The sequence below is a fragment of the Flavobacterium galactosidilyticum genome, from assembly GCF_020911945.1.
Lineage (GTDB): Bacteria > Bacteroidota > Bacteroidia > Flavobacteriales > Flavobacteriaceae > Flavobacterium > Flavobacterium galactosidilyticum.
This window is the reverse complement of the sequence record NZ_CP087135.1, coordinates 1996875-2022111: the sequence shown is the minus strand read 5'-3', so window position 1 is coordinate 2022111 and position 25237 is coordinate 1996875. Positions and strand designations below refer to the sequence as shown.

The window sequence follows — 25237 nt, the reverse complement described above, 5'->3', positions numbered from 1 at the left end:
GATAATAAAATTACCCTACAAATGGAAGAATGTATTTCAGTTTTTGACATGCTAAAAATTGGTGTTGGACCTTCAAGTTCGCACACACTTGGCCCTTGGAGAGCCGCTGAAGGCTTTCTGGAAGAATTAAGAAATGAAAATTTACTTCAAAAAGTAAAAAGAGTGCAAATAGACCTGTATGGTTCGCTATCGTTGACTGGAAAAGGACATGCCACAGATCTAGCCGTTATGCTAGGTTTGAGTGGTCAAGATCCAGAATACATTCCTATTGAAAATATTGATTCGATCATAAAAACTATCCAATCTAAAAACGAAATCAATTTAGGAAACGAGAAGATCATTCCTTTCCATTTTCTTCAAGATATTGTTTTCAACAAAAACTTTCTTGCTTATCATGCTAATGGACTGACATTTACAGCACACATGCTTGACAATAGCCAGTATGTATCTACTTTTTATTCTATTGGGGGTGGATTTGTAATCAAAGAAGAACGAGCAAATGCGAAACAAAAAATCCAAATAAAATGTGCTTTTCCTTATCCTATTGATAAGGCGGCTGAGCTATTAGAGTATTGCAAAAAAGAAAATAAATCCATATCAGAAATCGTCTTAGAAAACGAAAGATCAATGCGCACTGATGCTGTAATTGATCATGAATTGATGCGCATTTGGAACACCATGCTCGAGTGCATGTACATCGGTTGTCATTCCGAAGGGATTCTTCCTGGCGGATTAAATGTCCGCCGCAGAGCATTTGATATGCACCAAAACCTTATCGGTTTATCCAATTACAATTCGCCACAAACTTGGCTCGAAGAAATTAGAAAAACAGAAGTCAAATTTCGCCAAATCCTAAAATGGGTTTCTTGTTTTGCCCTTGCGGTCAATGAAGTAAACGCTGCTTTAGGGCGAGTGGTTACTGCACCTACAAACGGAAGCGCTGGTGTAATTCCATCTGTTTTAATGTACTATTTAGTGATTGAAAACCACGCTGCAGGACCTAAAGAAATTAAACAATTCCTGATGGTTGCTGGAGAAATAGGTAGTATTTTCAAAAAAGGCTCAACCATCTCAGCAGCGATGGGCGGTTGTCAGGCCGAAATAGGCGTTTCCTCTTCTATGGCTGCTGCCGCATTGTGCGAACTAATGGGCGGAACTCCAGAACAGGTTTTAATGGCTGCCGAAATTGCCATGGAACATCACTTAGGTTTGACTTGTGATCCTATAGGCGGTCTGGTTCAAATTCCTTGTATCGAACGCAATACGATGGGCGCGATAAAAGCCATCAATGCTGCCGAACTAGCCCTTGAAACCGATCCTAAAAACGCCAAAGTCCCATTAGATAAGGTAGTAGATACCATGTGGCAAACCGCTAAGGATATGAATAACAAATACAAAGAAACTTCCGAAGGCGGACTTGCAATAGCGGTAAACATGGCTGATTGTTAAGGATAAACTCATTTCAGCAGCTGCAAATTCCTAAATCTTAATGCTACAATTTTAAATCTTATATCTTAAGTTTTAAATCTGCAATCTAAAATCAGTACTCAAAAATCTTAAATCATCATGGCGTATCCCCGCTTTCACTAGCGTTTCAGCGGGGTCAGGCTATTCGCTGCAATCCACGCCCAAAAGCGTGGGATTTTCGCTGCTATCCCTTACGCAAAAACAGTCCTTCACACTAGCGTTTACTACTACTATTTAAAACTAGATTTATCATAAAATAAAAGCTAAAACATCCTATTTAATAAGGTCGTTTTAGCTTTTTATTTTTGGTTACTTAAATTAGTAATTCCCTGAAAAAGATCTCTCAAAAATGAGTGAATCGCTTACATATTCCTTCTATACTGGCCACCTACTTCAAATAAAGCAGAAGTTATTTGCCCCAAAGAACAAATTTTAGTTGCTTCCATTAAATGATCAAATAGGTTCTCATTTTTAATAGCAGCTTCTTGAATGATTTTCAATTGTTCGTCCACTTTATCCTGATTTGCTTTATGCAAATGATCTAACATCGTGATTTGGTATTGTTTTTCTTCTTCTGTAGCACGAATTACTTCGGCTGGAATCACTGTTGGAGAACCTTTAGAACTCAAGAAAGTATTCACTCCTATTATAGGAAATTCACCGGTATGTTTCAAAGTTTCATAATACAAACTTTCCTCTTGAATTTTACTTCTTTGATACATGGTTTCCATTGCCCCAAGTACACCACCACGTTCTGTAATTCGATCAAATTCTGCTAAAACAGCTGCTTCAACTAAATCAGTCAATTCTTCGATGATAAAAGCACCTTGAATTGGGTTTTCGTTTTTGGCTAAACCTAATTCTTTATTAATAATCAACTGAATCGCCATAGCACGACGTACTGACTCTTCTGTAGGAGTAGTAATCGCTTCGTCATACGCATTGGTATGCAAAGAATTACAGTTGTCATAAATGGCGTATAAAGCCTGTAAAGTGGTACGAATGTCATTGAAATCAATTTCTTGTGCGTGCAAAGAACGTCCCGATGTTTGAATATGGTATTTCAACATCTGCGCTCTTTCATTGGCGCCATATTTATTCTTCATGGCTTTCGCCCAAATTTTACGCGCCACACGACCAATTACAGCATATTCAGGATCTACACCATTTGAGAAAAAGAATGATAAATTAGGTCCGAAATCATTGATGCTCATTCCACGACTCAAATAATATTCCACATAAGTAAAACCATTAGAAAGTGTGAAAGCTAACTGTGTAATTGGATTTGCTCCTGCCTCGGCAATATGATAACCAGAGATTGAAACTGAGTAGAAATTTCTAACGTTCTTAGCAATAAAATATTCCTGTACATCTCCCATCAATCGCAACGCGAATTCAGTGGAGAAAATACAGGTATTTTGTGCTTGATCTTCTTTTAGAATATCCGCCTGAACAGTACCACGAACTTGCGATAAGGTTCTTGCTTTTATTTCATTATACACTTCCAAAGGTAAAACCTGATCTCCCGTGACTCCTAAAAGAAACAAACCTAGACCATTATTTCCTGCTGGTAAATCCCCTTGATAATGTGGTCTCTCTACCCCTTTTTCTTTGTATATTTTGTTGATTTTAAGTTCAACCTCTTTTTCTAAATTGTTTTCTTTAATGTAATATTCACATTGTTGGTCTATCGCCGCATTCATAAAAAATCCAAGCAACATAGGCGCTGGTCCATTAATTGTCATCGAAACCGAAGTCATCGCATGAACCAGATCGAAACCGGAATATAGCTTTTTCGCATCATCTAAACAACAGATAGAAACTCCAGCATTACCTATTTTCCCGTAAATATCAGGACGAATATGTGGATCATTTCCGTATAAAGTAACACTATCAAAAGCTGTTGACAATCGTTTTGCCGGTAATCCAGCACTTACATAATGAAAACGCTTGTTGGTTCGTTCTGGTCCACCTTCACCCGCAAACATGCGAGAAGGATCTTCGCCTTCACGCTTAAAAGGATACAAACCTGCGGTAAAAGGAAATTCTCCAGGAACATTTTCCTGTAGACACCATCGCAAAATATCGCCCCAAGCCTGGTACTTTGGTAAAGCAATTTTTGGAATTTGAGAATGCGAAAGCGATTCAGTATGCGTCGCCATCTTTATTTCGCGATCACGAACTTTAAAGGTATAAACCGGATTCTTATATTTATTTACTTTCTCATTCCAAGTCAATATGATTTCCCAATTGTAAGGATCTAAATCCATTTTTACTTTTTCGAATTGATTCAGTAAAAGATTAAGGAAAATTTTATTTTCAGTAGCGCCCTGTTTTTCTAATTCTAGAGCACTTGGCAAAACCGAATCATCATCAATTCCGGTTTTATTTATTGTAGGTACTTTACCAGAAACCGTTTCTAGTGTTTTGAAAATTCCATATAATTTTTGAGCAACTTGTTCTTGACTTACCGCAGTATCATCATATTTTCGATTACTTTCGGCAATTTCTGACAAATAACGAGTTCTGTGTGGCGGAATAACATAAATTTTCTCGCTCATTTCACGCGTGATTTGGATTGTAGATTTCAAATCAGAATTTGTTTTCTCATGGACTTTATCCATAATCGCTTTGTAAAGCGTATTCATTCCTGGATCATTGAATTGCGAAGCAATTGTTCCAAAAACAGGCATTTCATCTGGATTTACATCCCAAAGGTTATGATTGCGTTGGTATTGCTTTTTGACATCTCGAATGGCATCTAAAGCACCTCGTTTATCAAATTTATTTAATGCTACTAAATCAGCAAAATCAAGCATATCGATTTTCTCCAATTGTGTTGCGGCACCAAATTCAGGTGTCATCACATATAAAGAAACATCCGAATGGTCCATAATTTCGGTATCAGATTGACCAATACCTGAAGTTTCAAGAATTATAATATCATACTTCGCTGCTTTGATTACTTGTATGGCATCAGCAACATATTTTGACAAAGCTAAATTTGATTGACGTGTTGCCAACGAACGCATATAAACTCTAGGATTATTGATTGCATTCATTCGGATTCTGTCACCTAATAATGCTCCTCCCGTTTTACGCTTTGATGGATCTACAGAAATTAAACCGATTGTTTTTTCTGGAAAATCAATCAGAAAACGACGCACTAATTCATCTACCAATGAAGATTTTCCAGCCCCACCTGTTCCCGTGATTCCAAGTACTGGTATAGAGCAATTTTCATTTATTTTCTGAATGGCTTCTAAAGCAGGCTTTGCTATCTCTGGGAAATTCTCTGCCGCAGATATAATTCGTGCAATTGCTGTAGGATTCTTTGATGCTAGTTCGTCGACCTCATTATTTAATTTATCGCCGGTAGGAAAATCAGATTTTTGCACTAAATCATTGATCATTCCTTGCAATCCCATAGCACGCCCATCATCTGGTGCGTAAATACGAGTAATTCCGTAGGCTTGCAATTCAGCAATTTCTGAAGGCAGAATTACTCCACCTCCACCTCCAAATATTTTTATTTGTGGCGCTCCTTTTTCTTGAAGCAGGTCATACATGTATTTAAAATATTCATTATGTCCACCTTGATATGAAGTGATTGCAATCGCATTAGCATCTTCCTGAATAGCCGTATTAACTACTTCCTCTACACTGCGATCGTGCCCTAGATGAATGACTTCGACACCAGTAGATTGAATAATTCGACGCATGATATTAATTGCGGCATCGTGGCCATCAAACAAGGCTGCTGCGGTTACAATTCTTACTTTATTAATAGGGATATATGGTTTTTGTTGTTCCATTTTATGAATATGATAATTTAAGTGTGCAATTTACAATTTTATTTTAAAAATTATTTGAACTTTTGACTGCTTGTTCATAAATACCAAAGATTTTTGTTATTTAGCCCTGATTGTAGCGGCATCCCTTGCCTTTTCAGCGAGAATACAGCTGAAAGCGGGAGTAAAAGTGATGAAAAAGACAAGATTTCTGCTCCTAAAAAAACTATGGCTTCGTTTTTGAATAAGCAGTGTTTTTACAAATGCCAAAAGGCGAACTAATAATAAAACAAATTACGATGAAAAAGGTTTTGATGTTAATGGTGGCTGTTTCTCTATCTGGTTGTGCAGAAATGCAACAAGTAATGAATCAATTTCCACAGACGCAAGGAATTGGCGGTGTTGATATTGCTGGAGGGCTAAAGGAAGCCCTGAATAATGGAATTTCGAAACAAGTAACTAAATTGACCACTACCGACGGTTTTTATCGAAATGAATTAGTGAAAATTTTATTGCCTGAAGAATTACGAAAAGTAGATTCAGGATTGAGAAAACTAGGCCTAAATTCATTAGCTGATGAAGGTCTGAAAGTGTTGAATCGTGCCGCAGAAGATGCTGTAAAAGAAGCAACTCCCATATTTGTCGATGCGGTGAGAAACATGTCATTTGCAGATGCGAGAGGTATTTTGATGGGAAGTCAAAACTCAGCGACTAGCTATTTACAAAATAGCACTTCGACCGCTTTGTACGGAAAATTTAATCCTGTGATTAAAAATTCATTTACCAAAGTGGGTGCTGATAAAGTTTGGGCCAATATTATTACTAAATACAATAGCATTCCATTAGTGAATAAAGTGAATCCGGATTTGACGGATTATGTTACCAATCAAGCGATGAATGGCGTTTTTAAAATGGTCGCAGTAGAGGAAAAAAACATCAGAACTAATATAAATGCCAGAACTTCGGTGCTGCTGCAAAAAGTTTTCGCAATGCAGGATAAATAGATATCTCATTTATTTATCGCAAATAACAACCAACTAAAATGCAAAAAATTACGCTACTTATCCACTGTAAAGATCAAAAAGGGATTATTGCCGCAGTTACAAATTACATTTCAAAGGTAGAAGGAAATATTACTTACATCGACCAGCATGTTGACATAGAGCAAAATGTATTTTTTATGCGTCTAGAAAGCGAATTTACAAATAACGCTATTTCTTTAGACTCCATAAAAACCGATTTTGAGCAAACCATCGCTAAAGATTTTGGTATGACTTGGAACTTTTACGACAAAGAAATAAAAGCAAAAATGGCCTTGTTTGTATCTAAATACAATCACTGTTTGTACGATATTTTAGGACGTCAAAGTGCTGGTGAATTAAATATAGAAATCACGTTGATTATAAGCAATCATATGGACTTAAAACCTATTGCTGATCAATTTAACATTCCGTTTTATCATGTTCCTTTTACAAAGGATTGCAAAGATGTAGGCGAAAAACAACAAACCGAATTATTAAAAAAATACGGAATTAACTTTATTGTATTAGCCCGTTATATGCAAATCATTACGCCAAATTTGATTTCACTATACAAGAATAAAATAATCAATATTCACCATTCGTTTTTGCCCGCTTTTCCAGGAGCAAAACCGTATCATTCAGCATTTAAGCGGGGCGTAAAAATCATTGGTGCGACGAGCCATTATGTTACCGAAGAACTAGATGAAGGCCCAATAATCGAACAAGATATCGCTAGAGTTTCACATATCAATTCAGTTGATGATTTTATAATGAAAGGAAGGGATCTAGAACGAACCGTTTTAGCAAGAGCAATAAAATTACACTCTGAAAGAAAAGTAATGGTCTATGACAATAAAACTGTGGTGTTTTATTAAATATATGACAGTACCATTTCCTTTTTACTAGTAGCTACGCTTTCTTTTAGCTGGAAAACTTGTTTTCACTTACAAAATTCCAATTTTAGAAAATTTAAACAAATAACCTTGATCAAAATTTGAGATTGTCTCACTGCTAAAAACCACTCAACAAGCATAGTACAATTTTGTTAAAAAAACTTAACTTATGTGCAACAAAGTAATAACATATTATTAACATCAAAATGCCGACTTATGTCTGACCTTTGCAGAGTAATAAACTGGTTATTTATTATTTTGGTTTTGGTTAGTTAAAGAATTGCCCGCATTTTTTAAATGTGGGCATTTTTTTATTTAGTAGTATTTATAAAGGAAAGAACCGCAGCATTAAAAGCATTAGGTTGTTCCACATTTACAACGTGGCCGCAATTTTCTATTACAAATAATTGTGATGATTTATAATGATTTTCCACTACTTTTCGTACTGATGGCAGGAACATATAGTCTTCTTCTCCCATTACATATAAAGTAGGAATATTTAATTCCACTTGGCGAAACCATTTTAGCACTGGATTTATTTCAGCCGTAAGTTTGAACCATTTTATAAATTCTTTCTGGTACAATTTTTTAGCCTCATTTATAAATAGCAATCGCGATTGTTTATGACTTTTTTTAGGCATAATTACAAATGCAAAAAATTTGTATAAAACTAAGTATGGTAATACATATTTGAACATATTCCCCAATCGCATTAAGACTTGTGATCTAAAATTCATTTTTAGGATCGCGCCACCCATAATCATGCTCTGAACTCGACTAGGATACATTTCAGCTAACTGTCGTATTAGAATCGTGCCTAGCGAAATACCTACAAAGTGCGATTTTTCTATTTTTAGAAAATCAAGTACTTCTAGAATATCATTGGCCAAAGCCGAGAACGTATATTTTTGTTTGAAAGCTGTTTTCAGTGAAGTTTTTGATTCACCATGACCGCGTAAATCGAGTAGCAAAACATTGTACTGCTTTTTGAAATCCCGAATTTGTTTGAACCAAATAGACGAGCTACCACCAGCACCGTGAACAAATGTTACCCATTGATCACTGTTTTTATTTTCATAAATGGAATAATTAATCACGTCTTTTTTTTTGTAAAAATATAACTTTAAATCTAAAAGCCAATCTTAACAAAAAATAAAGATTGTTTTATAATTGTAAAACGTAAATTTGCAAAAAAATTACACCATGAAAGGATTATTGAAAGAGGAAAGTGAAATAGAAAAATTGAAAAGAGAATACCAAAAGCTTGCAGAAGTAAATTTCGAAGTGCAAGAAACAACTCTTAAACAAGAGGAATTAGTTCTTGAAGATTGTGAATTATAGTTCTTGATGCAGTTTTTTAAAGTACAAAAACGCTTTTAGCAACCTGCTTCCATACCAAGAAAACATTTCGCCATCAACGAGAAACGTTTTACCATGAAGAGCATACTTTTTAATTTCTAAAGCATGCTCTTCCGTAAAAGGAAACGGTTCTGAAGAAAGAAAAATCAAATCAAGATCCTTTTCTAATTTCAAATTTTCGAGCTCAATTTCCGGATACCTTCCTTTGTCTTGATAGCTATTTATAAAATGATTTAATTTTAATAATTCATTTATAAAATTGTCATTTCCAGCTACCATATAAGGATCTTTCCAAATAAAATAGGCGACTTTTTTCCACCTGGATTCACTCTTATTTTTGATAAAATTTCTAAAGTCCTCTAATCCAAAAGCTAATTTGTCGTTCCACTTTTGAGCTTCAGTTCTGCAATTAAAGATTTGACCAAAGTCGGTAATCATTTTAAAATTATCCTCAATTGTAATAATATCAGTTACCCAAACCGTGCAGATCTTGCGCAATTCTTCAACTATTTCTTGTGTGTTTTCTTCTTTATTACAAATAATTATATCAGGTTGTAACAATCTGATTTTTTCATAATGCACTTTTTTAGTTCCACCAACTCTTTTTTTGGTTGATTTAAAGTGATATGGATGCACGCAAAATTTAGTAATTCCAACAATCATATCTTCTAAACCTAAATCATAAAGCAATTCCGTTTGAGATGGAACAAGCGAAATGATTCGCTTGGGCGAAGTTTCAAAGGAATGCGAAGTGCCTATTTGATCTACTACCGTTTTCACTTTCAATTTTTATTAGTTTTTAAACACATTGCTTCTTGCCGCAAAGTCGCTTAGACACAAAGTTTAAAAGTTAGTGCAAAATTTAAACTTTAGATAAAATTTGCTCCATTTCTTGTTGAATTTTCATGGCTTCTTCTCTTGCTTTTTCAGCAAAATCAGTACCATTTGAAGCGTATATAATTCCTCTAGAAGAGTTAATCAACAATCCAACATTAGTATTCATTCCGTATTTACATACTTCTGAAAGGCTTCCTCCCTGTGCTCCAACACCTGGAACTAGTAAGAAACTATTGGGTACAATTTTACGGATTTCAGTAAAATATTCAGCTTTAGTTGCTCCTACCACATACATCAAGTTTTCTGAGTTTTTCCACGTTTTAGAAGTTTCCAGCACTTGCTTGTACATTTCTTTTCCATCCACATTTAAAGTCTGGAAATCGAAGGCGCCTTCATTAGAAGTCAATGCTAACATAATGGTATGTTTATTTTCGAAAGCTAGAAAAGGCTCCACAGAATCCTTACCCATATATGGCGCAACCGTTACGCTATCAAAATTTAAATCTTCAAAAAAAGCTTTGGCATACATAGAAGAAGTATTGCCAATATCACCGCGTTTTGCATCAGCAATGGTGAATATTTCAGGATAATTATCGTTGATGTAATTGATTGTTTTCTGCAGTGAAATCCAGCCTTTTATACCGTAGGCTTCATAGAAAGCGGTATTAGGCTTGTAAGAAACGCACAAATCATGCGTTGCATCAATTATTGCTTTATTGAATTCGAAAATAGGATCTTCTACTGCTAATAAATGCGTAGGGATTTTACTTAAATCAACATCTAATCCTACAGTTAGGAATGATTTTTTGATTTTGATTTGCTCAATTAGTTGTTGTGTTGTCATGTTTATGTAGTTGTGCGGCAAAATTACAAACATACTCTCGATAACCCTTGAAATTTTCAAATAAAATTATAGCAGTTGTACTATAATAATGAAATCTACGATTTCTGAATATGAATTGGCATCATCAGTAATCAATAATTTAATTTGGATCAAAAAAAACAATAGAATTATTATAGCAAAATCTAATCCTATTCCAATCGACAATATTGTAAATTACAAAAATATTTCTGCTTACAAAAAATAGTACTTTTTGTGAAAAATTAGCGAATGTTAAAGTAAAATTAATGTTAAAAAAAAATAAAATTAACAACTGTCTAATTAAAAAAAGGAAGAAACCGAACGCACAATACACAAACTAAACGCCTTATAATCAATAAACAATAAGTCCAAATAAATAGAAACGGCTCAATAAACAGATTGCAATACGAATACAACTCGCAAAAATTAGTTCACCTACTATTTATGAAAATGCATTTAAATGGAACATTTTTATATCTTTACTTTTAAACAAAGGTTTATGAAAGTATATTTGAAGTTTGACTATGTGCAACTCACCAAAAAAATTGTTCAGGAAAAGCTATCTGAACTAGGATTTAAATATAATATTGTTGGTTTTGGTGAATTCAATTTCCTAGAAAAAGTGCCTTCTGCAAAAATTGCGGAACTGACTAGTGCTTTTAGCGAATATGGCATAGAGATAGTTGAGAATCAAAAAAGTGTTTTGGTTCAGAAAATAAAAGACACCATCGTTGAAATGGTTCACAGTGACCGACCATTAAACATAAAAAGCTCCGTGTATATAGCGGATAAAATAAATCTTAGTTATGCTTATTTATCTAATGTTTTCTCGGAAGTAACCTATACTTCTATTGAAAACTTTATTATTATTCAAAAAATCGAGCTGGCGAAACAGTTAATGATCAATACGCCGCTTAATCTAACTGAAATATCAATTCAATTAAATTATTCTAGTGTAGCCCATTTGAGCACACAATTTAAACATACAACAGGAATGACTCCGTCTGCTTTTCAGCGAATAATAGCAAAAAGAAGAGAGTTATCAAATAAAAAACAATAGCTAAACCGTTACCAATATGACTACCGAATACATAAACATTTGCCTTGCAGACGATGATGAAGATGATAGATTGTTTTTTACAGAAGCTTTCGATGAATTAAGAATAAATACTAAAGTGCAAACTTTCAATGATGGTGTAGCCTTAATGGATTATTTAAACGATGACGATTCTATTTTGCCAAATGTACTTTTTCTGGATTTAAACATGCCTAGAAAGAATGGTGTTGAATGTTTATTGGAAATCAAACAAAATGAAAAGTTAAATGATATAGCAATAGCAATTTATTCGACTTCTTCTTCAGAGGACCATATAGAAGAAACTTTTATAAATGGTGCGAATATTTACATAAAAAAACCAAATGATTTTGAAAAATTAAAAAAGATTCTTTCAGAAATAGTAACCATCAATTGGCAATACCACACTTCTGGCTTAAACAAAGAAAATTTCTTAATGAGAATGTAAAATGAAACAATTCCAGGTTCATAAATCACCATTATTCCTAAAAATAACTTTCGTCATTTCGGTAGCGATTATATTTTTTATAGGTGGTATTACATTCAAGCATATAACAGTTTTAAAAAAATCGGCAACGTATGTAAATAATAGTTATGAAGTAAATATTGAATTAGAACGTTTAATTTCTTACATAAAAGATGCTGAAACTGGGCAAAGAGGCTACCTCTTGTCCAATGACGATGAGTTTCTAAAACCGTATTATAATTCTACTGCATTAATAAAAGAATCTTATAAAAGAGTAGAATTTTTAACTTCTGGCAGTAGAACACAGCAAAGCAATTTAAAAAAGCTTCGCTATTTTATCAACAAAAGACAAAATTATCTTTCTAAATCGCTTCACCTGATGAAGCGTAATGAGTTTGATGAAAAAACGTTTCGGACTAATTTAATCATTGGTAAACAAACCATGGATTCCATTCGATTTAAAATGGAAGAAATGATTATTACACAAAATAACCTCTTAAAAAATAGGCAGATCGATTATACTGCCACAATGAATTATACCCCAATATTTATCTATTTAACGCTAATAGTAACGCTAATACTAATTACTATTGCATTTATCAAGATGAATAGGGATTTAGTAGTACTAAAAGAAACTATTCGCACACTTTCTATAGCAATTGAGGCTAGTAAGCTATCGGAAATAGTAGGGAGTTTTGGAAGCTGGCAATTAAATCTCGAAACCAACGAATATACTTTTTCTGATAATGAATATAGGCTACTGGGCTGCGAACCTCAATCATTTAAAGCCAGTAAGGAGGAATATTTGAAATTTGTTCATCCAGACGATTTAGACTTTGTTATTGAGAGCACCAAGAATGCTGTTCACGACAGTAATCTACCCCCATTTACCTATAGAGTTGTGAGAAAAGATGGTGTGATACGCTACTTTAAAGGAATGGGGCAAGTGGTTCATACGTCTGATGAAAACAAAACCTATGTAGGTACGACCAGAGATATAACCGAGGAAGTTAAGTCTAAAATATTAATTGAGGAACGCAACAGAGAATTAGAAAGCAACAATAAAGAATTAACTGCTTTCAATTATATTGCTAGTCATGATTTACAAGAGCCTTTACGTAAAATAGAAACTTTTCTTTCTAGATTAATAACTAAAGATTTTGCGAATTTATCGACTGCTGGTCAGCAATATGTGGGAAGCATACAGAAATCAACAAATAGAATGCGAATTCTGATTGAAGATTTATTGCAATTTTCTAGAACTAAAAAAATTGAAAATATCTTTGAAGAAAAGGACCTAAATTGTTTACTTGAAAACGCAAAACAAGAATTAGTACAGATTATTGAGGATAAAAAAGCAATTATAGAAAGCAATCATTTACCAACTTTAGCGGTCATACCTTTTCAGATACAGCAGTTATTTATAAATTTGATAGGCAATTCATTAAAATACAGCAAAGCAGACATTGCTCCAATTATCAACATAAACTATTCTCAAATTATTGATGTTGATGAAGAGTTTTTACCTAAGAATAATAACAAATACCACAAGATAACCTTTGATGATAACGGAATAGGTTTTGAGCAAGAATATGCTAAAAAAATCTTCATACTCTTTAATAGGCTACATAATAAGAACGAATATGATGGAACCGGAATTGGTCTTGCTATTTGCAAAAAAATTATAGACAACCACAAAGGATTTATTTTCGCAAAAGGAGTCCTTGGCGAAGGCTCAACATTTATTATTTACCTTCCTGTAGCGTAAAAAGCATCACTACTTGCAATCTATTAGTAATGGCTGTACATTTTCAATAGACAAAATAGAGTCGTGTAGAGAAACCAAACGTTACAGCAGAAAAATCATATTATAAAACTACCCCACCTTTAAATTTTATAATATATTTTCAAATTCCTATAACACCTAATCCTACTCAAAATAGGAACTTTGCATATTAAAATTAGTCCTATACAAAGGTTCTAGTACAACTTCATTTGAAGTAGCCTGAGTATTTTAAATATAATAAAATCAACATGAAAACTATAGCAGCGCTATTAAGCTTTTTTACAATCCTGATTACTTTCTCCTCGTGTAAAAGTGATCAGCAAAAAAAAGCGGAACTCATAACTAAAAATTATGTAAAGTTTGTAGATTCCATTGCTAGTCAAGAAACTACCAATATTACTAAGAATTGGAACGAAATCTCTAAAGATTTTGAAGAAAAGTCGAAAGAACTAAATACTGAAATTGACAAATTAGAGGACATCACAATTTTCGATGATAAAATCAATCCCGCAACAGAAAAGTATGAAGCGCTGAGTAATCTAGCATTTCAAAAGAAAACAGAAAACAGACAAATGTTTAATGCAAATAAATGAATTGGTTAGTTTTTTGACATTAAGCATAAAAACCAGCAAAAAAAGTACTTTTTGCTGGTTTTTTATTTAAAATTAAGCCGTTCTAAAATTTAGAATACTTCACTAGCCTCTTTTAATTTTTCCATGTTGTTAACTAATTGTAATTCGTCAATTAGTTTCTGGATTTTTCCGTTCATTACACCATCCATATCAAAAACGTCCATTCCAATTCGGTGATCCGTTACACGTCCTTGTGAATAATTATAGGTACGAATCTTTGCAGAACGGTCACCTGAACTTACTTGCGAAGTACGTTTTGTAGCATCCTCAGCTTGCTTTTTAGCTAATTCTTGTTCGTACAAACGAGAACGTAAAACACCAAAAGCTTTATCCTTATTCTTATGTTGCGATTTTTGATCCTGACATTGTGCTACTAATCCAGTAGGAATGTGTGTCAAACGTACGGCAGATTTTGTAGTATTTACCGATTGTCCTCCTGGTCCTGACGAACAGAAAAAGTCAACACGCACATCATTCATATCAATTTGCACGTCAAACTCTTCCGCTTCTGGAAGCACCATAACCGTAGCTGCTGATGTATGCACACGACCTTGCGTTTCCGTTTGTGGTACACGTTGCACACGATGAACACCCGCTTCAAACTTTAAAGTTCCGTAAACATCTTCACCGCTAACTTCAAAAATCACCTCTTTGAAACCGCCAGATGTTCCTTCATTCATATCCACAACCGAAGTTCTCCAACCCCTGTTTTCACAGTATTTTGTGTACATACGAAATAAATCACCTGCAAAAATACTCGCTTCATCTCCACCCGTTCCAGCACGAATCTCCACCATTACATTTTTAGCATCCTCTGCATCTTTAGGGATCAACATAAATTTGATTTCCTCTTCCAGCGCTGGTAATCTCTCTTTTGCTTCGTCTAGTTGCATTTTGGCCATTTCGGTCATATCCGCATCACTATTATCCGCAATTATTTCGTTTGCTTCATCGATATTCGCCATCAACACTACGTATTCATCGCGTTTTTCAGCTAAAGCTTTTAAACTTTTATACTCTTGATTCAATTGCACATAACGCTTCTGATCCGAGATTACATCTGGCTGAATGATTAAATCCGAAATCTCATCGAAACGTTGTTTTACTATTTGAAGTCTATCTAACATATACTTAATCCTTTTATTGGAGTGCAAAAATACAAAATTTTTGTTTAAAGTATAATGTTTAAAGTTCCAAGTTTTTTTAGGAGCTGTTTCCTGCTATCCGCTCTATCTTTTCCTTGCTGAAACCAGCAAGGAAAAGGATGCCGCTACTATCAGGGCTATGGGTTTTGTGCTAAATACTATGTTTTAGAATTCTCTTCTAAATTTAAAATAGACTCTAGTTTGCAAGAAAAAAAACAATATATTTGAAGATAAATAATGTGTGATTGCTATACCACATAGCCAGTCATAATTGGTTGGCTTTATGTGATTTTCTCACAGATACAAATGAGTTAACTGTAATTTTGGCATAAATAGAAAATGAACAAACAAGAATTCTAAGAATTACAGAAAAATTTTGCTGAAGAAACCCAACAGCTAGATTCGTTTCGTGCGCAGCACGAACGATGAAAGCTGAATTGAACGGAACCGATTACATGCCGTCAACACTATGGAATTATCGTAAAGTTGGTTAATCGATTACTAGAGGCTAAAACGCCTCTTTTTTTTGCAGTATAATCATAGTGGCATTTGTTATTATTTCCTCTGCTTGCGCTTCTAAAATCACTAAAGTCTATCCCGTTTTTTTGACACTTATTACTAATTTACTCAAACTTAATTAGTAAAGTGAAAATTACACAACATCTTACATTACCTTTGAGGCGCTTTAAAAGAATAATGGAGTAAAAAATAGTTTGTATGTCAAAGAAAATTAGTGGTGAAGAGGAGAGTGACAATGCGTATTCTAATACATTATTACTAGCTAATAAAAATTTAGAACTGCAAATTATTGAAATAAAAAAACTTGAAAATCAATTAAGTAAAGCTAACGCTGAACTTATTTTTCAAAACAAAGAAAACAAGATCCTTGTAGCTGAATTAATCATTGCCAATCAAGAATTAATATATCAGAATCAAGAAAAAGAAAAACGCGCTGAAGAATTAATTGTAGCTAACACTGAGCTTAAATTTCAGAATGAAGAAAAAGAAAACCGTGCTGCCGAATTAATTATTGCGAATCAAGAATTAGCATTCCAAAATCAAGAAAAACAAAAAAGAGCAGATGAATTAATTGTCGCCAATACTGAACTTGAATTTCAAAATCAAGAAAAGGAAAATCGCGCGGCTGAATTAATTATTGCGAATCAAGAATTAGCATTCCAAAATCAAGAAAAGCAAAACCGAGCTAACGAGTTAGTTATAGCCAATCAAGAGTTAGAGTTTCAGAATAAAGAAAAAGAAAAACGGGCAAACGAATTGCTTATTGCAAATAAGGAAATTGAGTCATTTACATATATCTCGAGTCATGATTTACAAGAACCTTTACGAAAAATTCAATCTTTTTCTGGTAGAATTTTTGTCGAGGAATACGACAATTTATCTGCAATGGGTAAGTATTATGTAGAACGGACTAAACTTTCTGCATTGCACATGCAAACATTGATAAATGATTTGCTTGCTTATTCAAGAACAAATACAACGCAACGAAAATTTGTAAATAGTGATTTAAACCAAGTGGTGAAAGAAGCTCTGGAAATGCTGAAAGAAGAGGTACAAGATCGAGATGCCATTATCGAAATTCAGAACTTATGTGAAGTAAACATAATTCCATTTCAATTCCGACAATTAATTCAAAACTTAGTTAGCAATTCCCTTAAATTTTCTATTCCCGGACAAAAACCTCACATTACCATTAGTTGTGATTTTATAAAATACGACGAATCGAGTAGTATAGATTTTAATTTAAACACAGATCATCACCACATCAGCATTATTGACAATGGTATTGGGTTTGAACCGCAATATAAAGACAAGATTTTTGACATATTCCAGCGCTTAAATGATAGAAAAGAATATTCTGGAACAGGAATAGGACTGACGATTGCAAGAAAGATAGTTGAGAATCATAATGGAATAATTACTGGTACAGGAAAACTAAATCACGGTGCTCAATTTGACATTTATCTTCCATGTGAACAATAATTTTTTAAAAGGTAATAGAGATAACTTCCCATCATTATCTTGACTGAAAATTTAATTATTCTTTGAAAACGCAAAATGGTAGTTACAATTTAGCGGATACTTTTTCAGACTTTAATACATTATTTAAAAACTGATTAAAGATCTAAACTGATAACAAAAAGTCCAATTTCTCCCTCCATTTATTATCTAGGCTAGTTACTGTCTTTTTCATATTTTTGTATAGTTAACTCTATTAACTTTTAACTATAATTTGACATGAAAAACAAAATCACCATACTCGTATTACTTTTAGCTTTTACCGCTTGTAAAAATTCAAATTCAGAAGGAACTGAGAAAGACAAAATCAAATTAGCACATTGGCTATTGGGCAATTGGGAAAATAAATCAGTGGAGGGATCACTTACTGAAAATTGGGAAAAGGTAAATGACAGTACCTATAAGGCGACTTCTTATTTTACAAAGGGGAAAGACACCTTGCATTTTGAATCCATTAATTTGCAACAAAAAGGTGAAGCGCTAACATATACTGCAACAATAAAAGGTCAAAACGAGGACAAACCAGTTGCTTTTAACCTAACGACATCTACAGAAAAACAATTGGTTTTTGAAAATACAAAACATGATTATCCTCAAAAAATCACTTATTCTCAAATTTCAAAAGACAGCATTATTGCTGAAATTTCTGGAATACAGCACGGAAAATCAAGCACAGAGAAATACCTAATGGCTAAAATTAAATAGAAAACATTTAAGTTTTTTTTCTACAAGAGTATATAAACTTATAGCACTCTCATTAGTATGAAAAGGATTCGCCATTATAGCCCTGCTAGTACTTGAAAAAGCTAGTCGTTCTGCTCCTAAAAAAACTTCAACTTGCTTATTCGTTCATAACTCGTTCGGATTTCTTTTTAATACCAAATTCTAAATTCCTAATTTGCGCCCTCAAATAATAAGGAAAAAATGAAGGTCTGTATTGCCGAAAAACCAAGTGTAGCAAGAGAAATCGCATCCGTTTTAGGAGCGAATACTAAACACGATGGCTATTATGAAGGTAATGGTTATGCGGTTACGTACACCTTTGGACACTTATGCACCTTAAAAGAACCGAACGATTACAAACCGCATTGGAAAAGTTGGGATTTGAATAATTTGCCTATGCTTCCTGAAAAATTCGAAACCAAAGTAGTGGAGAATTCAGGAATTCAAAAGCAGTTTAAGATAATAAAATCTTTGTTTGACAAAGCCTCCTTAGTCATCAACTGCGGGGATGCTGGACAAGAAGGAGAGCTCATACAACGCTGGGTGATGAACGAAGCGCAATACAAAGGCGAAGTGCAGCGTTTATGGATTTCATCCTTAACTACTGAAGCGATAAAAGAGGGCTTTCAAAATCTAAAACCATCAGCTAATTACGATAATTTATATTATGCCGGATTTTCCAGAGCTATTGGCGACTGGTTGCTCGGTATGAATGCGACGCGCTTGTATACCGTAAAACATGGCGGATACAAACAAGTTTTGTCAATTGGTCGAGTACAAACGCCAACCTTAGCGATGGTTGTCGACCGCTGGAAGGAAATTGAGAATTTCAAACCGCAACCCTATTGGGAATTGCAAACGCTTTATAGAGATATTCTATTTAGTTATGAAGAAGGACGTTTTCTAAAAAAGGATGATGGAGAACTTTTGGCCAATAAAGTGAAGGAAAGTGAGTTCGAAATTATTTCTGTCGAAAAAAAGAACGGAAATGAATTTGCGCCCAAACTTTTTGACTTAACAGGTTTACAAGTATATTGTAATACGAAGTTTGGTTTCTCAGCTGACGAAACCTTAAAAATTGTCCAAACTTTATACGAACAAAAAGTAGTGACTTATCCCAGAGTGGACACTGCCTTTTTACCAAATGACATCTATCCAAAAGTAGCTGGTATTTTGCAAAATTTAACTAATTATGCAGCGTTGACCGAACCGCTTTTAGGCAAAAAGATTAAAAAATCACCTAAAGTTTTTAATGATAAAAAAGTAACAGATCACCACGCTATTATACCAACGGGAGTTCAAAATAAATTGCAATACAATCAGCAACAAGTGTATGATATTATTACAAAGCGCTTTATTGCCGTTTTCTATGATGATTGCTTGGTTGCCAATACAACAGTTTTAGGAAAAGCAGCTGATGTCGTTTTTAAAACCACTGGAAAAGAAATCTTGAAGAAGGGATTTCGCGTTGTTTTTGAAGATCCGAATAACAAAGAAAAAGAAGCTGATTTATTACCGAGTTTTATAGTGGGCGAAAAAGGGCCGCACCAACCATCGTTTTTAGAAAAGGAAACGAAACCACCTAATCAGTTTACAGAGGCGACTTTATTACGTGCCATGGAAACTGCCGGTAAACAAGTTGATGATGAAGATTTACGTGAATTAATGAAAGAAAACGGCATTGGCCGACCATCGACTCGTGCTAATATTATAGAGACACTTTTTAGAAGACAATATATTGTAAGAAACAAAAAGCAAGTATTACCTACTCCAACAGGAATTCAACTGATTGATACTATTCAAAATGAACTCGTAAAATCGGCTGAGTTGACAGGCTCTTGGGAAAAGCAACTGAAAGATATTGAAAAAGGAACCTATACCGCTGGTTCGTTTATCAATAATATGAAGCGCATGATTGAAGTTTTAGTAGATGAAGTCCGTAGTGAAAAGCGACACGCTACTATTTCGCATGTTGGAACTGTTCAAAAAGAAGTGGTTAAAGTAGAAAAAAAGAAAGCCGCAGGAATCTTGGCGGAAGCTTGTCCGAAATGTAAAAAGGGTACTATTATTAAAGGAAAGTCAGCGTATGGTTGTAGCGACTACAAACAAGGTTGCACCTTTTTATTACCTTATGTTTTTGCAGATAAAAAAATATCGGAGAATCAATACTTGCGATTACTACAGAAAGGTTCGACTGTAAATTTAAAAGACTTTAAAACGGATGCTGGAACTGTAGAAGGCTTACTTCGCTTTGACGAAAACTTTATACTCAAATTTGAACCTAAAAAAACTACTACTCCTACTCCAACGGTCGAAATTAAAACTACTTCGGAAGTATTGGCTTGTCCAAAGTGTCAAAAAGGAACTGTTTTAAAAGGGAAAACTGCTTATGGATGCAGCAATTATAAAGAAGGTTGCAATTTTAAAGTACCTTTTGATATTGTTCGAGAAAAATTGAAAGATCAGAAACCAACTAAAGATCTCGTTTATAAAATACTCAAAAACAGTCAGTAACATTTAAAATTGAGTTATTTCGCCACTAAATTTAGTCCGATATTATTCATTTTCAGAGCTAGATTTATCCAATATAATAACATCCTACGTGCAACAATAGTTAAATTTTAATTTTAAAATATTGATTTTCAATTAACTAATAAAAAGTTAAAATTATTATTGATATTTAATCTAAATAAGCTTTGTGAATTCAAAATCAGGTTTTATATTTGCATCATTATTTTTAATCATTCCAAATAAAAATTATGAGCAATCAAATTAGAATCTTATTTATCTTATTATTTACATCACTTTTTATACAAGCGCAAGAAACAGGTATCATCAAAGGAAAAATCATTTCAGCGGATGGATTTCCTCTACCTGGTATAGCAATCAAATTAGGAAAAGTGGCAAAATCTACGGAAACAAACTCGAATGGTGAGTTTAGTTTCAATAATTTCCCTACCGGATACCACACTATTACTCTAGAAGGTAGCGGTATGAAAAAGCAATCACAAGAGATTAAAGTTATTGCAGACGAAACTAATTATGTAGAATTCAAATTAGTTGAAGACATTACAACTCTTAAAGAATTAGTAATTAAAATTAAGCAAACTCCTAATAAGAAAAAAGAAACAGTTCTTTCTGGTTTAAGCATTAAACCAATGGACTTGCCACAAAGTATCCAAATCGTAGGACATCATGTTATCGAGCAGCAACAAGCCGTAAGGATGAGCGATGTTATCAAAAACATAAATGGTGTTTATGTAGGTTCAGCCCGTGGTGGTGCGCAGGAATCATTTTGGTCTAGAGGTTATGATATGTCAACTAATAACATGTTTAAAAATGGTTTCCGTTTTAACAATGGTTCTATGCCTGAGGTTTCTTCACTGGAGCGAGTTGAAGTACTTAAAGGAAGCGCAGCCTTATTATTTGGTAATGTAGCGCCAGGAGGAATCTTGAATATGGTTACTAAAAAACCCTCTTTCAAGAGCGGTGGTGAAATTACTATGCAAATGGGAAGCAATGCTTTCTACAAACCATCGGTTGATATTTACGGTCCTTTAGACAAAAACATCGCTTACCGTTTTACAGGTTCATACGAGAACTCAGAAAGTTTTAGAGATGTTGTAAAAAAAGAGCGCTATTACATCAATCCATCGGTTCTTTTTAAAGCTAGTGACAAAACTGAAATTGTATTACAAGGAGATTATTTGCATGACGATTGGACACCAGATTTTGGAACAGGAATCATAGGAAAAACAATTGTTGATTTGCCAAGAAATACCTACTTAGGGGCAACTTGGTCAAACGGTCAAACAAGACAAGCTAGTGTTTCTGGATTAATAAAACATGATTTTAATGACAACTGGAAACTAAACTTTAATAGTTCGTTTCAAAACTTCGAAAGAACCTCAAAAGGAACAGAACGTATACAACCAGCTGCTAACGGTGATTGGAAACGTCCTTTAGGTCAAAACAGAAACTTGGAACAAGTAATAGGAGAACAAGTAAGCCTACAAGGTAATTTTAATACAGGAAAAGTAAAACATCAATTATTCACAGGAATTGATTTTGAAAACTCTTTTCTACAAGCGTACACTTTTACATTTGCTCCAAATACTTATGGTAGCGGTAACATTTTCGACTTTGCAAATTTTGATCAAGGTGGCGCAATACCTGAAGGTAAAAACACTAAAATCGTAAAAACAGACACCAACCGTTTTGGAATCTATGCACAAGATTTAATTTCACTTACTGATAAGTTCAAAGTATTAGCGGGAATCCGTTGGTCTTGGCAAGAATCACAGGCAAATACGCAAGATTTAACTAAAACTCCGGTGGTTTCTAAGGATGATGTAAAACGTATTGATCAAGCGTTTACTCCTAAAGTAGGTTTAGTTTTTCAACCTACTAAAGACATGTCTTTGTTCGCAAGCTACTCTAACTCGTTTACTCCAAATACAGGAACAACAGTTGATCTAAAAGTAATAAAACCTTCTTTAATAGATCAGTATGAATTAGGAATCAAAAAAGATTTTTGGAGAGGAGCTTTGAGTACTAATGTAACTTTGTACCAAATTGAAAATAGCAACTTAGCACAAACTGCAGAGTTTAAAGCGGATGGTTCTGCCAATACCGATTCTAGTATAAAAACCTTAAGTGGCGCTACAAAAAGTAAAGGTGTAGAAGTTGATATTACTGCAAGACCGACAACAGGTTTAAGTATTATTGCGGGATATAGCTACAATGATATGCGTTACACTAAAACATCAGGATTAGAAGGAAGTTTTATTGTAGGAGATCGCTTGACTAGAACGCCTACAAATACAGCAAATTTAAGTTTCTTTTACACTTTACAATCAGGATTATTAAAAGGTTTCTCTGTAGGTTCATCAGCAAATTATATAGGTAAACGTGTTGGAGGATGGAACAACCAATATAGAGCAGCAGAACCAACTGGAATATTTGATAGAGGAATTCCCTTAGAAGATTACGCTACAGTTGACGTTTCAGCAGGATATGAGTGGGGTAAATTCTCGATTTTGTGTAAACTTTCGAATATTACAAATGAATTGAATTACACTGTTCACGAAAACTATAGTGTGAATCCAATTGCTCCACGCCAAGTAATGACAGCATTAAAATACAAGTTCTAATTGAACCTACTGTTTTTAAAGACTTTTTTCTGAGCTATACAATATATTTATTCAGAAAAAAGTCTTTATTTTTTATCATAAAATAGATTATTTTCGCACTTTCTAAACTATAAAATTTAATGAAAAAGAAAACCTTCCGCAATTTACACCGAGATTTAGGTTATTTCTATATTGGCTTAATCATTTCCTTTGCCGCATCAGGTTTAATGATGAATCATAGAGATTCTTGGCATCCTGAAAAGTACACTACCGAAACAAAATCTATAGCAGTACAATTACCTGAAGAAGATCAAATCAACGAAAAATTTGCAGAGAGTTTAGGAAAAAAGTTAGGTATAGATGATAAATTTAGAAGACATAGCGTTAAGAAAGGAGTTTTTAAAATTTCGTACGAAAAGAATGATGTAGAAATTGATATGAAAACTGGAAAAGGTGAAATAGTAACTTTTGTAAAAACACCAATTATCAGCCAAACGATGCAATTACATAAGAGTACTTCAAATTTCTGGATTTACTATTCAGATATATTTGCCATCAGCTTAATTGTTATTGCTTTAACAGGAACAATAATGGTAAAAGCGGGCAAGTTCAGCTTCAAAGAACGCGGTTGGAAATTAGCTCTAGCTGGAATTATATTCCCATTAATTTTCTTGTTTTTATTGGCATAAAAGTAAAACTCACAGTTTATAGTTATCCGTCTCATTTTAGTAATGAGGCGGATTTTTTTATTTAAAACCTTCTTGCGGATTAAATTATGTACTTACAAAAATTCTAGATTATTAAAATATTATTGTAATCCACTATCAATCCGCAAAAAATAAAGGTCCTTAAATTTTAAAGATTTTAAATGGGAAATAAAAAATAACTAACTTTCAAATTTAAACACAAATAATCCTCTATGATTTATTCAAGACATTTCATTTGTGCACTAGTTACCGTCCTCATTGCTTCGTGTGCTTCAAAAAATGCATCTCGCAAAACTTCAGCAGTTAACACTAAATTTAACAAGGAGTACATTGCAAGCAAAAAATCATTTCTGGGAAAATTAAATCCAGAACAATATATAGAAATAAAAACTGCTCTTGAATTAGAGTTGAAAACGAAACTGACTGAAGGCAAAACTATTTTAATAAATTACGTCCAAAATGCACCAAACTGTATTTATGAAGGGAATAGTAAAAAAATATGTCAATAGTTACTGATAATGGGTTAAGAATTTCAAATGAAATTTCTGCTAAAAACAACGCGATTGACTTTTTTGTTTTTACCAAAGACTCTTACAATAATGCGATTTTGTCAACACGAGAGCAATTTATATTGGACAAAGGTTTCTTTCATAATAAAGTTTTTACCTTACATGAAAATTGCAAGGATTTTTTCATTCTTAAACCTGACGGAGAATTCATGAAATATTATGGCGAAGATTATTACACTGAAGTAGAATGTTTTTTAAGTAGAAAAAAAATTAAAGAGATTAAATAATTATGTATTCGTAAAAATCTATCAGAAAATTCTAAAATCCTAAAAAGTAAACTTCTCAGCAAAAGGGTTATTTCACCTGTAGAGACATTGGTCAAAATATAAAAAAAGAGAAAAATAGACAGTATAAAAGCTAGTTTTGTTTCCAGTATATTCTCTTATTGCCGCACTACACAACGATCAAGTATCTAAAATAATCAAATTATAAAAAAACCGCACTATTAAAAAATAATGCGGTCTCAATAATAAGACTACAGTTTACTAGTCAAACAATTCATTAAGCCAGTGTTTTTTTCTATGCTCTTTATAATGACCTTGTTGTGGCTGATTACCAAAATAAGGCTGCTGAGTTGGTGGCAAACTAGTTGGAGCATCAGCAGCAGATCTTTCTATAATTTTATCAAGTTCACCTCTGTCAAGCCAGATTCCGCGACATTGTGGACAATAATCAATTTCAATTCCTTGTCTATCAGACATAACAAGTGGAACAATACAGGTGGGACAATTCAT

22 protein-coding genes are annotated in these 25237 nt (G+C 33.7%); 16 read left to right on the top strand and 6 right to left on the bottom strand.

What is annotated here, in order from left to right:
- The first annotated feature begins 21 nt into the window (after window positions 1-21).
- A complete protein-coding gene (locus LNP27_RS08895) occupies window positions 22-1449 on the top strand; it encodes an L-serine ammonia-lyase (protein WP_229941292.1) in 1428 nt (475 codons plus the stop codon).
- Window positions 1450-1829: 380 nt separating this feature from the next.
- On the opposite strand, the gene LNP27_RS08890 is transcribed toward LNP27_RS08895, so the two are convergent.
- Complete coding sequence (locus tag LNP27_RS08890) at window positions 1830-5282, bottom strand: methylmalonyl-CoA mutase family protein (protein WP_229941291.1); 3453 nt, start codon at window positions 5280-5282, stop codon at window positions 1830-1832.
- A 275-nt stretch (window positions 5283-5557) separates the two neighbouring features.
- On the opposite strand from LNP27_RS08890, the gene LNP27_RS08885 reads away from it, so the two are divergent.
- Window positions 5558-6262, top strand: a complete 705-nt coding sequence (locus LNP27_RS08885; protein WP_229941290.1) for a DUF4197 domain-containing protein — start codon at window positions 5558-5560, stop codon at window positions 6260-6262.
- Window positions 6263-6300: 38 nt separating this feature from the next.
- A complete protein-coding gene (gene purU, locus LNP27_RS08880) occupies window positions 6301-7155 on the top strand; it encodes a formyltetrahydrofolate deformylase (protein ID WP_229941289.1) in 855 nt (284 codons plus the stop codon).
- A gap of 329 nt (window positions 7156-7484) precedes the next feature.
- Here purU and LNP27_RS08875 read toward each other — a convergent pair whose 3' ends face one another.
- The gene (locus tag LNP27_RS08875; protein ID WP_229941288.1) at window positions 7485-8270 is read right to left on the bottom strand and encodes an alpha/beta fold hydrolase; all 786 of its coding nucleotides are present in this window, start codon (window positions 8268-8270) and stop codon (window positions 7485-7487) included.
- A gap of 106 nt (window positions 8271-8376) precedes the next feature.
- On the opposite strand from LNP27_RS08875, the gene LNP27_RS08870 reads away from it, so the two are divergent.
- Window positions 8377-8514 (top strand): hypothetical protein, encoded by a 138-nt coding sequence (locus LNP27_RS08870; protein WP_229941287.1) that lies wholly within the window; start codon window positions 8377-8379, stop codon window positions 8512-8514.
- Here LNP27_RS08870 and LNP27_RS08865 read toward each other — a convergent pair.
- Both LNP27_RS08865 and pyrF read right to left on the bottom strand, forming a co-directional pair.
- Window positions 8509-9312, bottom strand: coding sequence for an ABC transporter substrate-binding protein (locus LNP27_RS08865; RefSeq protein ID WP_229944055.1), 804 nt, complete (start codon window positions 9310-9312; stop codon window positions 8509-8511). The genes LNP27_RS08870 and LNP27_RS08865 overlap by 6 nt on opposite strands.
- A gap of 82 nt (window positions 9313-9394) precedes the next feature.
- The gene (gene pyrF, locus LNP27_RS08860; RefSeq protein ID WP_229941286.1) at window positions 9395-10213 is read right to left on the bottom strand and encodes an orotidine-5'-phosphate decarboxylase; all 819 of its coding nucleotides are present in this window, start codon (window positions 10211-10213) and stop codon (window positions 9395-9397) included.
- Between the two features lie 88 nt (window positions 10214-10301).
- Between pyrF and LNP27_RS08855 the strand changes: the two genes are divergently transcribed.
- The 5 genes from LNP27_RS08855 to LNP27_RS08835 all read left to right on the top strand — a co-directional run bounded on the left by LNP27_RS08855 (window position 10302) and on the right by LNP27_RS08835 (window position 14151).
- On the top strand, window positions 10302-10457 hold the full coding sequence (locus LNP27_RS08855) for a hypothetical protein (protein WP_229941285.1): 156 nt from the start codon (window positions 10302-10304) through the stop codon (window positions 10455-10457).
- A gap of 273 nt (window positions 10458-10730) precedes the next feature.
- Window positions 10731-11291: a helix-turn-helix domain-containing protein gene (locus LNP27_RS08850; RefSeq protein ID WP_229941284.1), complete on the top strand. Its 561-nt coding sequence runs from the start codon at window positions 10731-10733 to the stop codon at window positions 11289-11291.
- A gap of 16 nt (window positions 11292-11307) precedes the next feature.
- Complete coding sequence (locus LNP27_RS08845; protein WP_229941283.1) at window positions 11308-11754, top strand: response regulator; 447 nt, start codon at window positions 11308-11310, stop codon at window positions 11752-11754.
- Window position 11755: 1 nt separating this feature from the next.
- The gene (locus LNP27_RS08840) at window positions 11756-13540 is read left to right on the top strand and encodes a sensor histidine kinase (RefSeq protein ID WP_229941282.1); all 1785 of its coding nucleotides are present in this window, start codon (window positions 11756-11758) and stop codon (window positions 13538-13540) included.
- A gap of 266 nt (window positions 13541-13806) precedes the next feature.
- Window positions 13807-14151, top strand: a complete 345-nt coding sequence (locus tag LNP27_RS08835; protein WP_229941281.1) for a hypothetical protein — start codon at window positions 13807-13809, stop codon at window positions 14149-14151.
- An 89-nt stretch (window positions 14152-14240) separates the two neighbouring features.
- Here the strand turns inward: LNP27_RS08835 and prfA are convergent, their stop codons facing one another.
- Window positions 14241-15317, bottom strand: a complete 1077-nt coding sequence (gene prfA, locus LNP27_RS08830) for a peptide chain release factor 1 (protein WP_229941280.1) — start codon at window positions 15315-15317, stop codon at window positions 14241-14243.
- Window positions 15318-16052: 735 nt separating this feature from the next.
- Between prfA and LNP27_RS08825 the strand changes: the two genes are divergently transcribed.
- The 7 genes from LNP27_RS08825 (at window position 16053) to LNP27_RS08795 (ending at window position 24730) form a co-directional block, all read left to right on the top strand.
- A complete protein-coding gene (locus tag LNP27_RS08825) occupies window positions 16053-17336 on the top strand; it encodes a sensor histidine kinase (protein WP_229941279.1) in 1284 nt (427 codons plus the stop codon).
- A 255-nt stretch (window positions 17337-17591) separates the two neighbouring features.
- Window positions 17592-18077 carry a DUF6265 family protein gene (locus LNP27_RS08820; protein WP_229941278.1) on the top strand — a complete coding sequence of 162 codons (486 nt, stop codon included), beginning with the start codon at window positions 17592-17594 and terminating at the stop codon, window positions 18075-18077.
- Between the two features lie 219 nt (window positions 18078-18296).
- Window positions 18297-20609: a type IA DNA topoisomerase gene (locus LNP27_RS08815; protein WP_229941277.1), complete on the top strand. Its 2313-nt coding sequence runs from the start codon at window positions 18297-18299 to the stop codon at window positions 20607-20609.
- A 245-nt stretch (window positions 20610-20854) separates the two neighbouring features.
- Window positions 20855-23248 carry a TonB-dependent siderophore receptor gene (locus tag LNP27_RS08810; protein ID WP_229941276.1) on the top strand — a complete coding sequence of 798 codons (2394 nt, stop codon included), beginning with the start codon at window positions 20855-20857 and terminating at the stop codon, window positions 23246-23248.
- 119 nt (window positions 23249-23367) lie between these two features.
- Window positions 23368-23916, top strand: coding sequence for a PepSY-associated TM helix domain-containing protein (locus LNP27_RS08805; protein ID WP_229941275.1), 549 nt, complete (start codon window positions 23368-23370; stop codon window positions 23914-23916).
- A gap of 230 nt (window positions 23917-24146) precedes the next feature.
- Complete coding sequence (locus tag LNP27_RS08800; RefSeq protein WP_229941274.1) at window positions 24147-24443, top strand: hypothetical protein; 297 nt, start codon at window positions 24147-24149, stop codon at window positions 24441-24443.
- Entirely contained in the window at window positions 24434-24730 is a 297-nt protein-coding gene (locus LNP27_RS08795) for a hypothetical protein (RefSeq protein ID WP_229941273.1), read from the top strand. Before LNP27_RS08800 ends, LNP27_RS08795 begins: the two co-directional genes overlap by 10 nt.
- A gap of 258 nt (window positions 24731-24988) precedes the next feature.
- On the opposite strand, the gene LNP27_RS08790 is transcribed toward LNP27_RS08795, so the two are convergent.
- The gene (locus LNP27_RS08790) at window positions 24989-25237 is read right to left on the bottom strand and encodes a TFIIB-type zinc ribbon-containing protein (protein ID WP_229941272.1); all 249 of its coding nucleotides are present in this window, start codon (window positions 25235-25237) and stop codon (window positions 24989-24991) included.